Source organism: Salinibacillus kushneri, from assembly GCF_900111405.1.
Classification (GTDB): Bacteria; Bacillota; Bacilli; order Bacillales; family Alkalibacillaceae; genus Salinibacillus; species Salinibacillus kushneri.
The window spans coordinates 65,100-81,280 of the sequence record NZ_FOHJ01000006.1; the positions used below are offsets into that span (position 1 = coordinate 65,100).

Genomic DNA, 16,181 nt, shown 5'->3' on the forward strand with positions numbered 1-16,181 from the left:
CTCGACAGTCTTTAACCGTTCCCTAGCCTCTTTTGCAGTGTTGATTTCAATTGGTGATAGGTGAACAATATAGTGGCCAGCTATATTGTCACTTTTTAACCAATATCCCCTCAACACCACTCAAGGCAGGCTACGCTGTGGATAGAGTTTCCCCATCCCTATCTCACAGGTTCATACCCCATTCCATAATACTTTGAGCTATCAAAGTATCACAGTAATGGGCCTCCGCGGAAGCAGGGTCAACGCCCACATGCCTTTGTGGATCGCCCCGCAACCTTAACTCCCAGCACCGACCCAAGGCTGGGCGCCTCAAGCCGACACAAGGAACTTCATCGATGTGCCCTTTGGCGGATTTTTAGGCCCGCCTTCAGGAACGGAGGACCGACTAGAATACTGCACCATCCCTATATGGTATCTATATACTATCATATTTTCATTGTCATACTCAATTACAATTATTTTCAATCTTTCTGGAATCTTGTATGTGGAGAAGTATTTTCCATAACTACCTGTCCCGATTGCCTAAAAACGCAACAAAGTCATATAGGAGGTCATTGTCCACTTTTGCCTGCGTTAATGCCTCTATCGCCTTATTCATCAAGTCTTCCTTGTTCTTTTTCGCACCTTCCAACCCTAAAATACTGGGATATGTGCTTTTTTTACTTTTTTCATCACTTCCAATAGGTTTCCCTAGTATTTGTTCATTTCCAATAACATCTAATATATCATCCTGAATCTGAAAGATAAGACCCAGGTATGTAGCATATTCATCTATTAATTCCAGTTGTGGCGGTGTTGCTCCACCTAAATAAGCACCACTTCGAATAGCAAAACGAATAAGCTTTCCCGTTTTAAGCAAATGAATTTGGTTTATTTCATCCAGAGACAAACTCCTGTTTTCGGCATTAAGGTCAAGTATTTGTCCGGCTACCATTCCTTCTGGCCCTGCAGCTTGAGATAACTCCCTTGATAAAAACACCTTTTCTTCTGCCGTTAGGAAAGCTGAGGTATTAATTACCTGGAAGGCTGTGGTTAATAAGGCATCCCCAGCTAAAATGGCTGTTGCCTCATCAAATTTTTTATGGCTGGTTGGCTTACCTCTACGATAATCATCATTGTCCATAGCTGGAAGGTCATCATGAATTAATGAATAAGTATGAACCATTTCTAACGCAAAAGCGGGATCGTGTACCTTTTCATCTTCATTCGAGTAGGCTTCAAAGGCAGCCATCATCAAAATAGGTCTTAGTCTTTTTCCGCCAGCATCTAATGAATAATACATGGCTTCCTTAAGTTTTGCCGGTACTTCATAAGTATTTAGTCTGGTCGTTAATTCATGATTAAAAAGCTTTTGTTTTCTATTAATATACTGAGAAACCATCTTATTGATTAATCCTCCTGGATAGAAAAGGGCTCAAACTCACCTTGTTCATTTAAGATTTGTTCCATTTGTTTTTCAACTTTTGTTAATTTATCGTTACAAAATTTTGATAACTTCATACCCTCTTGATAGTATTCAATTGCCTTTTCAAGGGGTACATCACCTTCTTCTAATTTTTCAACAATGGTTTCGAGCTTTTCCACTGCATCCTCAAAACTAATATCCTTTTTATTATCTTCACTCATTTTGCTGATCCTCCTCTTCTAATCCCCAAACTTGACAATCTACTAAACCGTCCTTTAATTTTACATACATTCTATCTCCAGGCTGAACTTGTCTTACCGTTTTAATGACATTTTTTTGTTGATCATATGGAATGGCATACCCTCGCTGGATGACTTCTAACGGATTTAATAATGATAATTTTTCTACATTTCTTTGAAAGGATGTTGCTTTCTGTTGCAGAATATAATCCATTTGCTTATTCATCTTGTTTGTGATTTGATTTACATTCCTTTGCATGTCTTCTATCTTTCGGCTAGGGTGATGCTGTATCAGCCGTCTGTAAATATGTTGATGATTTTCTTTCTTACGTTGCAAGTATTGCTTTGATGTCCGCTGCATTTGTTCAAATAATCGATCTAAATCCTGTTCTTTTTGTCTTAACATATAAACAGGATATTTAAAAGCGTAGGATTCTCTAAGTGAATTTAATCGCTCTCGATTTGCTTGTGTTTTTGTATATAATGCACGGAGTATTCGATTTTTCATGACTTTAACACGATCGGCTACTTCTTTTAATGAAGGGACGGCTAATTCAGCAGCGCCAGTAGGAGTCGGAGCCCGTAAGTCAGCGGCAAAATCACTGATGGTATAATCCGTTTCATGCCCTACTGCAGATATCACGGGTACATTCGAGTTTACAATAGCACGAGCTACACGTTCTTCATTAAAATTCCATAATTCTTCAATGGATCCCCCGCCACGTCCGACTATGAGGACATCAAATTGGTTAAGTGCATTAGCTTTTTCTATGGCTTGTACAATTGAATCTGCGCCATTTTCACCTTGAACCAATACAGGCAGTAACGTTTTTTTCACGATTGGATACCGTCGATTAATCGTAGTAAAGATGTCTCGAATGGCAGCTCCTGTAGGGGATGTAATGACACCTATATGATCTGGATATGATGGGATTGGCTTTTTCAATCGAGGATCAAAAACCCCTTCTGCCTCCAGTTTTTTCTTCAACTGTTCATAAGCTAAATATAGAGAACCAATCCCATCAGGCTGCATTTCATGTATGTATAATTGATACTGACCATATGGTTCATATACACCTATTTCTCCCTTAATCAGTACATTCATCCCATCTTCAGGAGTAAACTTTATAAAACGGTTATAGCTTGAAAACATCACCGCTTGTATTCTCGATTTATCGTCCTTTATGGTTAAATACATATGTCCTCGGGAGTGACGCTTGAAATTAGAGATTTCCCCGCGTAAATAAACCTGTTTTAAATTTCGATCTGTTTCAATTTTCCGTTTCATATATTTTGTTAAAGCCGTTACGGTTAAGTACCGATCTTTCACAATTATTTATCCCCTTTTTGATGAGATTTGTTTTGCTGCTTTTAAAGTATTTTGAAGAAGCATTGTTATCGTCATAGGCCCTACACCTTTAGGTACTGGGGTAATATAAGAAGCAACTTCCTTTACAGATTCAAAATCTACATCCCCTGCAAGTGAGCCGTCAGATAAATAGTTATTGCCCACATCAATCACTACAGCACCATCTTTTACCGATTCTTTCTTAATCATTTTTGCCTTTCCAACGGCTACAATTAAGATATCCGCTTGCTTGGTTATATTAAATAGATCTTTCGTTGCAGAGTGGCAATATGTTACGGTGGCATGCTCATTTAGGAATAACTGTCCTGCCGGCTTCCCTACAATATTACTTCTACCTACAACAACCACGTGTTTACCCGTTATTGCAATATTACTTTCTTTTACCATTGCCAGAATTCCTAAGGGTGTACACGGCACAAAGGCATCCTGATCGGTTTGTAATCGACCTATGTTATATGGATGAAACCCATCTACGTCCTTTTCTGGAGAAATACTTTCAATAATGACCTTTTCATCGATTTGGTCTGGGAGTGGCAATTGTACGAGGATACCATGTACAGATGGATCTTCATTTAATTGTTTTACATGATGAAGAAGCTCTTCCTGGGTGGTATGCTCTGGCAACTCAATAACGTCTGATTGAATACCTGCTTTTTCACATGCACGCTGTTTAAATTTCACATATGACTTAGATGCTGGATTATCCCCAACTATAATAACCGACAAACCAGGTCGAACACCATTATTTTCAAGGTGTTGAACCTCTTCTTTTATATTCGCCCTTATCTTTTCTGCTATTTTACTTCCATAAATAATTTCTGCAGTCATGCATAATCTCCTTTATTTATCGGCTCTGTTAAACATAGGTGTTGATTTCCTCATCCATTGCGCTCGCTTTCCACGGGCGGCTCGGGAGCCTCCTCGGCATACGCCTGCGGGGTCTTAAGTATACCACTTCTTCCGCAGGATTCTTGCGCACTTCCCGCTCGAATCAACTTGGTAGAAATTCAACAATAAGCTTTAACACAGCCTATTCATCAGAAACAATTTTAGAGAGAACACCGTTAATAAACTTACCGGAATTTTCTTCACCATATTCTTTAGCAATTTCAATCGCCTCATTTATGGAAACCTTTACCGGAATTGTTTCATTATAATTTATTTCATATACTGCTATTCGCAGAAGTGTGCGGTCAACAGAAGCAATTCGATTCAAGGTCCAGTTTAGTAATTGACTGGAAATTGCCCGATCAATCTCTTCTTTATATGTAATGACACCATGAACCAGCTCTTTGGTAAACTCATGGCCGGCTTCACCCTCCATAACAAACTTCATAGCATCCTCGGGTGCAATATCATGATTATCCATTTGAAATAATATCTGAAACGCTTTTATTCTAGCTTCTCTACGATTCATGTCTGTACTCCTTTTTCACCATTATGCTTCTTACAACACCTATTATCCCTAAAATCATAACATTTTAGCAGGTAAAAGAAAAGCGGAAGGGGACTGGTTAAATGCGAATGATAAGCAGGCCTCATGAAATGTTTTTTATTGAACACTTTAGATTGTTTGTTGAACATAGTACATTACAATCGTAAAACAAACCTTTATTATAAATGGATAACCATCATCCGCAAAAAACTGACCATAGGGATTTTCCCACGGTCAGTTTTTTTACTGTTATACTTCTTCTGGACTACCTTCTTCTTCTTTTGTGTCTATTTGGACTGCCACTATGTGTACATTGACTTCCTCAATCTCAAGAGCGGTCATATTTTTCAGTGCCTGGCGAATGTTATCCTGGATTTGCTGAGCAACAGTTGGGATAGATACACCATATTCTAAAACAGAATATGTATCAATCTTTATCCCTTTATCCGTTAGTTCAACTTTTATTCCCTTTCCGTGATTCTTTTTTCCAAACCGTTCCGTTACATTAGAAGCAAAATTCCCACGCATTTGTGCTACACCTTTTACTTCGTTCGCGGCAATACCCGCAATCACTTCAATTACTTCAGGAGCTATTTCAACATTGCCTAAAGAGGTATCCTCGCTTACATTTAGAATTCTGTTATCCTGCAACTACAGTCACCCCTTTCTGAGTGCTTAAGTTCCTTTACACTACTCATCTTCCATTATATGATAGGTTTCCAAAAACTTGGTATTAAAATCCCCATCTTTAAAAACTTCATGTTTCATCATCCGTTCATGAAAGGGAATCGTCGAGTGAATACCATCTATAACAAATTCATCCAAAGCACGACTCATTCGTCTAATGGCTTCATCACGTGTTTTACCAAACGAAATTAGCTTTGCAATCATGGAGTCATAATACGGAGGAATTCTCCAGCCTGAATATGCTGCCGAATCCACCCGTACACCTAATCCTCCAGGTGGAAGATACATATGAATGTCTCCTGCAGACGGCATAAAATTTTTGGCTGGATCTTCTGCATTTATTCTACACTCAATCGCCCAGCCTGTAAACGTAACATCTTCTTGGTTAAAGGAAAGCTGTTCGCCATTTGCAACCCGAATTTGTTCTTTAATTAAATCCATTCCTGTAATCTGCTCAGTGACTGGATGTTCCACCTGTATTCGTGTATTCATTTCCATAAAATAAAACCGTTTTTCAGCACGATCGAAAATAAATTCAATAGTTCCAGCACCTCTATAATCTACTGCTTTTGCAGCTTTTACAGCAGCCTCACCCATCTCTTGACGAATTTCTTCTGTAAGAGCTGGTGAAGGAGCTTCCTCAATTAATTTTTGCATTCGTCTTTGTATCGTACAGTCCCGTTCACCTAAATGAATGGTATTGCCATATTCATCAGCTAAGATCTGGATTTCAACGTGGCGAAAATCCTCAATAAACTTTTCTAAATAAACCCCTGGATTGCCAAATGCCGTTTCAGCTTCGGTTTGAGTCATTCGAATCCCATTGATTAACTCATCTTCTGTACGAGCGACTCGAATCCCTTTTCCACCTCCACCTGCTGTTGCCTTAATAATTACTGGAAAACCAATTTTCTGTGCAATTTTCAAACCTTCTTCTTCGTTTTCAATAATACCATCAGAACCTGGCACAATAGGTACTCCAGCTTGTTTCATCGTTTCTCTGGCCACATCCTTGGTTCCCATCTTTTGAATGGAGTAAGAAGTTGGACCCACAAAAGTAATATTACATTCCTCGCAGATTTCAGCAAAGTCAGGATTCTCCGATAAAAAGCCATAGCCCGGATGAATCGCATCTACTTCCGTTAAAGTAGCAACACTCATAATATTGGTTACATTCAGGTAACTATCTTTGCTTAAAGCTGGTCCAATACAATAAGCTTCATCTGCTAGCTGTACATGCAATGATTCCTGATCAGGTTCTGAATATACAGCAACGGTTCTTATACCCAATTCTTTACATGCACGTATAATACGTACAGCAATCTCTCCTCTATTTGCGATTAATAACTTTTTTATCAACGAAGTCAACCCCTTACTTGCTCTTCACTCTAAATAACGGTTGTCCATATTCCACTAATTCTCCATCTTCAACAAGAATATCGACAATTTCTCCGCTAACTTCTGCCTCAATTTCATTAAACAGCTTCATAGCTTCTACTATACAAACAACAGAATCACTTGTTATTTTATCGCCAACCTGTACATAAGAATCTTTGTCTGGGGACGGTGAGCTATAAAACGTTCCAACCATTGGTGCAGTGATTTCTTCGTCATAGTCCTTAGCTGTTTCCTCATTATCTGATTCTGAGCTTTGTTTTTCTTCATTTTTTGCATCTACCTGGGTTTCTGCTACTACTGGTTCATTTTTCTTTGGTTTTGCCAGTTCCTGATTGTCGGTTTCTTTTTGGATAACTACTGGCTGGCTAACCTGTTCAGCACTCATTTGCTTTTTAAGATTAAGCTTTGTCCCATCAGCTTCATAACTAAATTCATTAATCGATGATTCATCAATTAATTTAATGAGTTCCCGAATTTCCTGAACTTTTAACATGTCTGGCACTCCTTCATCTTTTTTTATTACAAAATCTTTTTTATCCATTTTTTATGTAGGCAGTTATCTTATTAGCAACTGGTACTAATAACTCCTGACAATATTCTATTATATCACCTGTCAACCTGCAAGAAAACGTCACATAATTACATTCAACAAAAGCATGTGAAAACCCTTTTTTCAAATCCTTTTCCCCTCTATATAGCTGTTTCGTATCGATTGCTACTTTTCCTGGAGAATTTATAAAGCTCTTTATACTTCAACTGCTTGTTTAGAGGGTTACCTTATATAAAGAACAATCCAAAAGGAAAACCTTGCCGCTTTAGGCGGCAAGGTCATCTAATGATCAACCATTAGTTGGCTGGTATTTCACTTCGACTAATACTTCTCCAAATTCATCTTTTACCATTTGCATAATATGATTAGCATCTGTCTCAGTATGCTCTTCCGCCTTAATGGTAACATTTACGACATCGTCTTCTGCTCTAACTAAAACGTCAGAATAATTCTTTTCGGATTGAATGACTTTTTCTAAAATGCCTTCTTTTGTCTGTACTTCTTCTAAACGATTCTTTTCCTCCATAGCCTCATTCTTTTCTGCTGCTGTGGCACTGTTGGAAGTTAGCACTTCATCTAATTGTTCCAATTTTTGACTACGCATATCCTGGATTTCCAGTCTAAGCTGTGTAAACAGGTCATCGGTAGAAGTTGCTGAAATTGGATTTCCATTTCCATCCACTTCAGTAGCCTCACCCTCCGTTATATTTGTCTCAATTGTTGATTCGTCATTAGAGGTCTCTTCTGAACTTTCTTCATTTTCGTCATTAATAAGTGCTACTTGATCGCCTCCAGGTGAAGTCATGTAATAAACGCTTAACACAATTAATAGACTTAACATGGTTAATAGCCACACTGTTTGCTTCTTTAGCATCATTTAAAAATTCCTCCTTAATCATCTTTTTTAGGTTGAACAGATATCCGATGAGTCGGAACATCCAACACTCGTGATACTGCTTCAATCACCATTTCTTCTGTTTGCAGATTTTCAAGTCCGTTTCCCACAATTAAAACCCCACGGACTTTCGGTTTTTTCGTTTGAATTAATAAAGGAGATTCATCATTTTGACTTCGTAATATCACTGTTTGTTTTTCCTCTGATAATTCCTCTATTGTACGATCTCCTCCATTGGAATCTGTTTCTTCAGTGGTTTGTTCATTTGTTGTTGTATTTTTCTCATAAACTTTTAATGAGGTTGCATCTAAGTTGACCATCACATCAACATTGGAAACCCCCTCCATACTTTTTAACAGTTCATTCAGTTCACTTTCATATGATTTTTCCATTTCGGCAATAATAGCTGTCTTATCTGGTTCGTTGTGTGATTGTTCAGCCCCATTATTGTTTGTACTGCTATGATTTTGTTCTAAGTAGGGGGTTGTCTCATTTGAGTCATCTTTAAATATATTGCTTGTTAACACAAGCAGGATTCCTACCAATCCCAGGATCATTACATATGAAAGTTTAGTAGGCTTCCCATTTTCATCTTTTCTTAGTTTGAATAGAGACCAAAACTTCTTCATGTCTGATTCCCTCCCTCCTCATTGATTGTTATTTTTTCTTTTGATATCTCCCAGAAGGAGGATAAATCATTTTTAATGTCTTCTACTGGCAGATTTTCTTCGTTTGTTATCTCTTCATCAATATCAATGTCTACTTCCTGAATCTCCTGACGTTCTGCTTTATCCACTTGTTTTAACTGCACGGAAACCATTTCAAGATTCTCCCAATTAACCTCCTCTGCGTTATCTGGAAAGGAAAAATTAATGTCTTCAATCATGACTCCATATTGATTTATCAACTCCTCTTCAACCGTTTTTTTTAATTGGACAGCTATCTGGTTTAATATATATGCACGTTGTGAGGCTTGTATTTCTATTTTCTGATTTTCTATCTCTTTTTCTAGTTGTTCTGATTCCTCAAATTCAGAAAATAGTTGATTTTGCAGGAATTGTGATGGGTTTGCATTAAACAAATGAAATAAAGGCTGTAGAAAAATTAAGACAAGAATCATCCCTACCGCAAATCGAACATATTTTTGCATCGACGATTGAGGAAGTAATAAATCTACAATCATGGCTATTAAAATAAATACGATAATTTCTGTAACCCATTCCTGTATATAGGACATTTAAGCCTCATCCCCTAACGTACCATTAAGGTTAAATTACTGGCGGCTACTAAAATGACAATAGCAAAAAAGAACATCATCGTTACAACAAGCAAGGCTGCAAAAATATACATGATGTGTTTGCTAATCAAATCAAGTGTATGAATCACTGGCCCCCCTCCTACTGGTTGTAAGATTGCTGCTGCTAATTTATAGATAATGGAGATAACAAAAACTTTAATGGCAGGAAATAAAGCCACACCTAAAACAATAATGACCCCAACAATACCTATAGTGTTTTTTAGCAGCATGGAAGCTGATAACATCGTATCTGCAGCATCCGTAAACATTCTGCCAATGACCGGAATAAAATTTCCTGTTACAAATTTAGCGGTCCTTACAGCCAGTCCATCTGTAATCGCCGTTGTTGCCCCTTGAACGGAAATCACACCCACAAATATAGTAAAAAATACACCTAATACAGATAGGCCGATATTTCTTAATAGGTTTGCCAGTTTCGTTGCCTGATAGTTTTCATTAAGCGAGCTTACGATATGCAGGATAGCTGACAGGAAGATCAGCGGTATAACAAACGTCGAAATCAAAAAGCCACTGACATTAATTAAAAAGAGAATGATGGGATGAAAAAACGCAATGGATGTAATACTTCCAACCGATGCCATAATACTTAAAATTAAAGGTAAAAGAGCAAGCATAAAATTGCTCATGGCATCAATGGCATCATTTGTATAGGAAACGGCTAACTGAAAGCTGCTTAGAGCCAGAGTAATCAAAACAAGATAGACAACCGCATAAGCAACTTTATTTACGGTTTGGGATTCAAAGGCATTTTGCAGCGTTTGGAGTATTACGGAAAAAAGAGTTAGAAGGATGAGTGATCCTAGTAATTTTCCATTAGCCAGTAACTCATGAAATAGATATTTTAAAAGACCATTAATCCAGCTCTGAATCGAAACAGATGCATCTTCTTTCATAAAATCAGTTAACTCTTTGTTCGATAAATCCGGTAGAAATTCACCATAATTATTCTTTAAATTCGACCAATAATCTCCAATTTTTTCATTGGACTCACCCTGCAATTGTTCATCGGCCCATTTCTCTGGGTTAATCTGTGGATTCGATTCGGAAGCTTGTACTTCATTAGGGAGAAGAAAAAAGAACAAGACGACGAGAAGAGCACATATGTACCTTTTCCTTAACACATTCACAAAAATTGCTCCCTTCAATTCCTAAACAGGAATAAAGCTTAAAATCGTTTCAACGACAGCTGTTAGAATAGGAACGGCAAGTACAAGAATAAATATTTTTCCGGCTAGCTCAATCTTGGAAGCAATTGAATTCAGACCTGCATCCCGGATGATTTGCGCTCCAAATTCAGAGATATAGGCAATGCCAATAATCTTCAAAATCGTCTCCACATACATAAAATTGATATTGGCTTTCGTCGTTAAAGTAGATAACAAGCGAAAAATTTCGGCAATATGCTGAATGAGGACTAAAAAAATAATGATACCTGTTAACATGACGATAAAGAAAGAAATCGAAGGGCTCTGATCTCGAACAATGATAACTAATATAGCAGCCAGCATTCCAAAGGAGACAATTTCAAATATCTCCATACACTCAGAATCCTCCCAGGATTACCTGAAACATAAAGACCGAACGAATTTGCTGAAACAGCTCGGCCAAGCTATCGAGGACTACGAGTAGGACGATAATAAATCCAACTAAAGTTGCCCAATGGGCCAAGTCCTCTTTTCCAGCTTGTTTAAGCAAAGTATGAATAATCGCAACAATTAAACCGATTCCTGCAATTTGGAACAAAAGATATACTTCATTCATCATTTTGAATGCCGACTCCTTTCCACTAAATGAGTAGCAGGATGACAAACAATCCTGTTAACACCCCTAAGCTTTTCGCCATTCTCCCATATCTATATTTCTCCTCTTCAGCATTTTCCAGTTCCCGGTCCAGGTGGGTTAATGCCAGTTGAATATGTTTTTGCTGCTGAGTAAAATCATGCTGGCCTAATGTTTTTCCAAATTGATCCATGATTTCCTGTTCATTCTTTTTCATGGCTGTTTGTTTCCAAAATTTTTTTAAGGTTGGATTCCAGATATCGTATAAAGTAGTTTGACTAATCGTTAATTTGTCATGTAAAGCCTCAAAAAAGTGTGCCAATGGTTGTGGCATTTGTTTAGATAGCTGTCTAAAGACATCATGTATAGCCGTTTGTCCGTAGACAATTTCCGCTTCAAGAATTTGCAGGGCATTCTTTAGTTGCCGAATTTGCTTTGGACGATCTGATAAACGTTTAGCAATATCAAACCCTATCTGCGTTGTAGCCAGAAGAAATAGCATGGCTCCAATCCATTTCATAATCCTTACCCCTTGTATCATAGTTTTGAGTTTGTCCATTTTCATTCGTTACAGAAAGTACCGTTCCCGGCTTTGGCTGGTTGGAAAATGTAATAAATCGTTTAAATGCTTGGTTACGAAACAACGGTTGTAGTGAAGGACGACTTTTGATTTCCTCTAGATTTTGTCCATGCACACTACTAATGACGGTAACACCTGCATAGAGGGCTTCTAATAATCCCTGAACATCCTCCTTAGATCCGATCTCATCGACAGCAATAATATTCGGAGACATTGACCGGATCATCATCATCATACCCTCAGCCTTCGGACAAGCATCCATAACATCCGTTCTAAGCCCTATATCATGTTGGGGGATTCCATTTTTACAAGCAGCAATTTCTGAGCGTTCGTCAATAACCCCTACCTTTTGAGCGGGAAGATACTGATAACCGTCACTCATAAATCGAACCAAATCTCTTAAAAATGTGGTTTTTCCACATTTTGGCGGTCCTATTAATAGCGTATTTACATAGTTTTTCTGATATAAAAGCGGTAGATATGGCTTACTTATGTCCCTCACTTGTCTAGCAATTCGTATATTAAAAAAGGTCAGGTGACGAATGGCTTTTACATATCCTTTCTCTGTATTCACTTTTCCGGATATACCAACTCGATGCCCTCCCTCAATCGTGATATATCCCTCTCGAAGCTCGTCTTCAAAACGATAAATGGAATGTTCACTTAATTGATTTAAAATAAATAAACCATCCTGTTCCGTTGGTATAAGATGACGAACCATTCTTGAGTAAGTTGTAAATACAAGCTCTATTGGCTTCCCAATACGAACCCTTATTTCATCCAGTTGATTCCAATTCATAATTTCTCTGCGAAGCTTGTCTTCTACTGGTTTAGGAAATAAGCGCAGAATTTCATTCAATGTAAAAATCTCCTTAACTTATAAGTTTCTACTTTAAATCTATGCTTGTTAGAGTAATTTATGACAAAGGTTAAAAGGAAAAACAGCGACGTATTCCGCCTGTTCTTTTAAACGGATACGTCGCTGTTTCTCTTAACTTCCTTTATAAAATTACATTTTTACAACGGTTTTCATCAGGTGGAAAATCTTTATCACATCACACATTCCAACAACAAAAAAGAGCTACCCACACGGATAGCTCAATACATCCTTATTTACATTATGCTCTGGATACATACTTTCCATCGCTTGTATTAATAACCAGTACATCTCCATTGTTTACAAAAAACGGTACTTGTACGGTTAAGCCTGTTTCAAGTGTTGCAGGCTTTGTCCCTCCACTAGCTGTATCTCCTTTAATTCCAGGTTCAGTATCCGTTACTTCCAGTTCAACGGTATTAGGTAACTCCATACCAATTGTTTCTCCTTCGTATATTAAAATGGTTACTTGCATATTTTCTTTTAAGTAGTACAATTCATTTTCCAATTGAGAGGAGTCAAGTTCTAATTGGTCAAAAGTCTCCTGGTCCATAAAGGTGTGGACATTTCCGGATGCGTATAGATATTGCATATTTCTACGTTCTAAATGAGCGCGATTTACCTTTTCACCTGCACGGAAAGTCCGCTCCTGGATATTACCATTACGGAGATTACGTAACTTGGAACGAACAAAAGCTGCTCCTTTTCCTGGCTTTACATGCTGGAAGTCCATAACTTGCCAAATATCACCATCCAGTTCAATGGTTTGTCCTGTACGAAAATCATTAACTGAAATCATATTTATTTATTTCCCCTTTCTAAACACCTATAAAGTAATAAGTTCTTTTTTTGCAAACGTCAGTCTCTCATTTCCTTTTTCTGTTACTACTATATCATCCTCAATCCGACAGCCACCAACATCGGATACATAGATACCTGGTTCAACTGTCACTACCATACCAGGCTCAAGTATTTGCTCAGATCGGAAGGATAAGCCTGGACCTTCATGAACATCCAAGCCAATACCATGTCCTGTGGAATGGCCAAAATATTCACCATACCCTTTTTCCTTAATATAATCTCTTGTTAATGCATCTGCTTCAATGCCTGTTATGCCTGGTTTAATTCCATCTACTCCTTTTAGCTGAGCTTGAAGGACGGTATCATAAATTTCTTTTAATTGATCATTAATTTGGCCAACAGCAACTGTTCTCGTAATGTCCGAGCAATAACCTTTATAATAGGCACCAAAGTCTAGTGTAACCAGCTCTCCCTTTTCAATTGTTTTTTCAGATGCAACACCATGCGGAAGAGCGGATCTGTATCCAGATGCTACAATAATATCAAAAGAGGAAGATTCAGCTCCTTGTTTTCTCATAAAGAATTCAAGCTCATTGGATACATCAATTTCCTTTACCCCTGGGCTAATATAACCAAGAATATGCTCAAAAGCTGCATCTGCTATTTCACATGCTTGTTTAATAAGCTTCATTTCGTCATTGGTTTTTATCAATCGCAGCTTTTCAATCAAACCAGATGATGGAATCAAATCTACTGAAAGTTCGTTTTTATACGTTTCATATGTACTATAAGTCATATGGTCCTTTTCAAAACCTAATGTCTTAATACCAAGCCTTTTTACTTGTTTTGCTACTTCCTTATGGATAGGTGTTTTATGTTCAATAATGTCAAAGCCTTTAGCCTGTTCCTTTGCTTGTTCTGTGTAACGGAAATCAGTGACAAAAAGGGCAGCTTGTTCTGTTATTAGAGCAACACCAGCTGTTCCTGTAAATCCAGTCATATATCTACGGTTTTTTTCACTGGTAATCAATAAACCATCTAACCCTTGATTGGCTAATGCTGATCTAAATTTGTCCAGTTTCTCCACTCTAATCATCCTTTCTTTTATCTTCTTCCAGAAATGCCAGAGCTGCAGCTTTGTACCCTATTGTACCAAGACCTGCAATTTGTCCCCAGCATACAGGTGCAAGTAACGATTCCCTTCTAAATGCCTCTCGACTGTGTACATTTGAAATATGTACTTCAATAACAGGCACATTTACCGCACTTATAGCATCTCGTAATGCAACGCTTGTATGTGTATAAGCAGCAGGGTTAAAGATAATCCCTTCATATTGATGGTTCGCTTGATGAATAGCGTCTATAAGTTCTCCTTCATGATTGGACTGAAAACTTATTAAGTCCCAGCCTTCCTCTATTAAAAAGGCTTGTAAATCCCGTTCAATTTCCTCAAGCCCGCTTTGTCCATAGATGTCTGGCTCTCTTGTCCCCAACAAGTTTAAATTAGGTCCATTTAGCAGGAGTAATCGTTTCATACCTCTCCCCATCCTTGTTTCTAGAAAGTAGTCTACAAAATAGTGTACCATACTACCTACGCATTTTGTGAATGATTTTCCTTTCTTTGCTGTTTCATATCTTCTAAGCTTTTATATTCAAAGGATATGGAATAACCAATAAACGTTCCATATAAAATCAATAAACATATGGTTGTAATAACAGTGTCAATGTTCATATCAGCTATACTTGGTACCGCAACAAACATCGGATTAAAGAAGTACATAAAGATAAACCATATAGCAATTCCATATAAAATACCCGGTATCATGCCCTCACGTTTTTTGAACAAAAGATAATAAATATATGCGATTAAGATGGAAAAAACACCTATCAGTAATACACTCACCATTTCCCCAGTTAAACCAGCAGTCCAATTGGCCTGCCAAAAAGAACGTAAAGTAAAGGTTGCATGGGATATCTCTGAAAAATGAAAATAATAAGCAAGAGATCCTAATAGTCCCCAAAATATCCCGCCAATAAATCCTGTTAACAATGCCTTTTGTAATAATGACATCGGTTTTTCGTGCTCATTTTGTTCCAGTTTTTCCTTTTTCATTGATTCCACCTCCGTTTTGTTATCCTAACCAATTTCATAAAAGAAATGCCTCTTCCATAATAAATTGTATACGTTGACGCTTTTTTCTAGTAAAATGAAAATAAATATAGAAATTTCATCATATTAATTTATCAGGGTACAAATCTTCCTTTATTAATATCGCTTCCATTCATTCCTCTTAAAAACAAATTGTAATGAATATTTTTCCTGTAATCGGGCAAAATTTTAATAAGATTGTTTTACATAAGATAAGAGATTACAGGTTATCTGCTATTTCTTTTTGTTTTTCATCAATAGTTGATTGTGAATGAGAAAGGAGGATTACTATGCCATTCCGCAAAATGAATCTATTTGTTTATATCATAATGGCCCTCGCCGTATTCGGTATTTTCTATCAGCTTTTATTTGATACTGCTCAGCTTTTCAAATATATTCTTATGACCGTAGGATTTGCAGCCATTTTGTTTGGTATATTCTATTTTTTCATGAAAAGAAGAGGATTAAGTGGATTCTCCAAACAATATCGAAAAGCAGTAAAACAATCGAAACGTAAATACGGAAATACCAGCCATAACCAGCGGATGTATAAGGCCACAGTACGACAGCAGCGAAATAAAAGCCATCAGCCTGGTAAACCAAAAGCGACAAGGAGTGCCGCTCATTTACGAGTTATTGATGGAAAAAAGGATAAGAAGAAAAACCGAGCGTCTTTTTAAAACGGTCGGTTTTTTTAAT

At 37.5% G+C, this 16,181-nt stretch carries 21 protein-coding genes; 1 reads left to right on the forward strand and 20 read right to left on the reverse strand.

What is annotated here, in order from left to right:
* Positions 1–505: 505 nt before the first annotated feature.
* The 20 genes from BMX63_RS09970 to BMX63_RS10065 form a co-directional block, all read right to left on the reverse strand.
* Positions 506–1,381, reverse strand: a complete 876-nt coding sequence (locus tag BMX63_RS09970) for a polyprenyl synthetase family protein (protein ID WP_093134922.1) — start codon at positions 1,379–1,381, stop codon at positions 506–508.
* An 8-nt stretch (positions 1,382–1,389) separates the two neighbouring features.
* Positions 1,390–1,626 (reverse strand): exodeoxyribonuclease VII small subunit, encoded by a 237-nt coding sequence (locus BMX63_RS09975; RefSeq protein ID WP_093134925.1) that lies wholly within the window; start codon positions 1,624–1,626, stop codon positions 1,390–1,392.
* Positions 1,619–2,977, reverse strand: a complete 1,359-nt coding sequence (gene xseA, locus BMX63_RS09980) for an exodeoxyribonuclease VII large subunit (RefSeq protein ID WP_093134927.1) — start codon at positions 2,975–2,977, stop codon at positions 1,619–1,621. Before xseA ends, BMX63_RS09975 begins: the two co-directional genes overlap by 8 nt.
* A 3-nt stretch (positions 2,978–2,980) precedes the next feature.
* On the reverse strand, positions 2,981–3,841 hold the full coding sequence (gene folD, locus BMX63_RS09985; protein ID WP_093134930.1) for a bifunctional methylenetetrahydrofolate dehydrogenase/methenyltetrahydrofolate cyclohydrolase FolD: 861 nt from the start codon (positions 3,839–3,841) through the stop codon (positions 2,981–2,983).
* A gap of 202 nt (positions 3,842–4,043) precedes the next feature.
* Positions 4,044–4,430: a transcription antitermination factor NusB gene (nusB, locus tag BMX63_RS09990; RefSeq protein ID WP_093134932.1), complete on the reverse strand. Its 387-nt coding sequence runs from the start codon at positions 4,428–4,430 to the stop codon at positions 4,044–4,046.
* Between the two features lie 267 nt (positions 4,431–4,697).
* Positions 4,698–5,099, reverse strand: coding sequence for an Asp23/Gls24 family envelope stress response protein (locus BMX63_RS09995; protein ID WP_093134935.1), 402 nt, complete (start codon positions 5,097–5,099; stop codon positions 4,698–4,700).
* Between the two features lie 39 nt (positions 5,100–5,138).
* Complete coding sequence (gene accC, locus BMX63_RS10000) at positions 5,139–6,494, reverse strand: acetyl-CoA carboxylase biotin carboxylase subunit (RefSeq protein ID WP_093134937.1); 1,356 nt, start codon at positions 6,492–6,494, stop codon at positions 5,139–5,141.
* 13 nt (positions 6,495–6,507) lie between these two features.
* Positions 6,508–7,026: an acetyl-CoA carboxylase biotin carboxyl carrier protein gene (gene accB / locus BMX63_RS10005; RefSeq protein WP_093134940.1), complete on the reverse strand. Its 519-nt coding sequence runs from the start codon at positions 7,024–7,026 to the stop codon at positions 6,508–6,510.
* Between the two features lie 346 nt (positions 7,027–7,372).
* Positions 7,373–7,960: a SpoIIIAH-like family protein gene (locus BMX63_RS10010; RefSeq protein ID WP_342732413.1), complete on the reverse strand. Its 588-nt coding sequence runs from the start codon at positions 7,958–7,960 to the stop codon at positions 7,373–7,375.
* A 14-nt stretch (positions 7,961–7,974) separates the two neighbouring features.
* On the reverse strand, positions 7,975–8,607 hold the full coding sequence (spoIIIAG, locus tag BMX63_RS10015) for a stage III sporulation protein AG (protein ID WP_093134943.1): 633 nt from the start codon (positions 8,605–8,607) through the stop codon (positions 7,975–7,977).
* On the reverse strand, positions 8,604–9,215 hold the full coding sequence (spoIIIAF, locus tag BMX63_RS10020) for a stage III sporulation protein AF (RefSeq protein ID WP_093134945.1): 612 nt from the start codon (positions 9,213–9,215) through the stop codon (positions 8,604–8,606). Before spoIIIAF ends, spoIIIAG begins: the two co-directional genes overlap by 4 nt.
* 14 nt (positions 9,216–9,229) lie before the next feature.
* Positions 9,230–10,417 carry a stage III sporulation protein AE gene (spoIIIAE, locus tag BMX63_RS10025; RefSeq protein ID WP_093135445.1) on the reverse strand — a complete coding sequence of 396 codons (1,188 nt, stop codon included), beginning with the start codon at positions 10,415–10,417 and terminating at the stop codon, positions 9,230–9,232.
* Positions 10,418–10,444: 27 nt separating this feature from the next.
* Positions 10,445–10,834, reverse strand: coding sequence for a stage III sporulation protein AD (gene spoIIIAD, locus BMX63_RS10030; protein ID WP_093134948.1), 390 nt, complete (start codon positions 10,832–10,834; stop codon positions 10,445–10,447).
* A gap of 4 nt (positions 10,835–10,838) precedes the next feature.
* Positions 10,839–11,060, reverse strand: a complete 222-nt coding sequence (gene spoIIIAC, locus BMX63_RS10035; RefSeq protein WP_093134950.1) for a stage III sporulation protein AC — start codon at positions 11,058–11,060, stop codon at positions 10,839–10,841.
* Positions 11,061–11,082: 22 nt separating this feature from the next.
* Entirely contained in the window at positions 11,083–11,595 is a 513-nt protein-coding gene (gene spoIIIAB / locus BMX63_RS10040) for a stage III sporulation protein SpoIIIAB (protein ID WP_342732419.1), read from the reverse strand.
* Positions 11,540–12,514 (reverse strand): stage III sporulation protein AA, encoded by a 975-nt coding sequence (gene spoIIIAA, locus BMX63_RS10045; protein WP_093134953.1) that lies wholly within the window; start codon positions 12,512–12,514, stop codon positions 11,540–11,542. The genes spoIIIAB and spoIIIAA overlap by 56 nt, the downstream gene beginning before the upstream one ends.
* A gap of 259 nt (positions 12,515–12,773) precedes the next feature.
* Positions 12,774–13,331: an elongation factor P gene (gene efp, locus BMX63_RS10050; protein ID WP_093134956.1), complete on the reverse strand. Its 558-nt coding sequence runs from the start codon at positions 13,329–13,331 to the stop codon at positions 12,774–12,776.
* A gap of 27 nt (positions 13,332–13,358) precedes the next feature.
* Entirely contained in the window at positions 13,359–14,420 is a 1,062-nt protein-coding gene (locus BMX63_RS10055) for a M24 family metallopeptidase (RefSeq protein WP_093134958.1), read from the reverse strand.
* A gap of 1 nt (position 14,421) precedes the next feature.
* Positions 14,422–14,868 carry a type II 3-dehydroquinate dehydratase gene (gene aroQ, locus BMX63_RS10060; RefSeq protein WP_093134961.1) on the reverse strand — a complete coding sequence of 149 codons (447 nt, stop codon included), beginning with the start codon at positions 14,866–14,868 and terminating at the stop codon, positions 14,422–14,424.
* Positions 14,869–14,924: 56 nt separating this feature from the next.
* A complete protein-coding gene (locus tag BMX63_RS10065; RefSeq protein ID WP_245732806.1) occupies positions 14,925–15,446 on the reverse strand; it encodes a YqhR family membrane protein in 522 nt (173 codons plus the stop codon).
* Positions 15,447–15,772: 326 nt separating this feature from the next.
* Between BMX63_RS10065 and BMX63_RS10070 the strand changes: the two genes are divergently transcribed.
* Positions 15,773–16,162, forward strand: a complete 390-nt coding sequence (locus BMX63_RS10070; RefSeq protein WP_093134966.1) for an SA1362 family protein — start codon at positions 15,773–15,775, stop codon at positions 16,160–16,162.
* Positions 16,163–16,181: the final 19 nt, after the last annotated feature.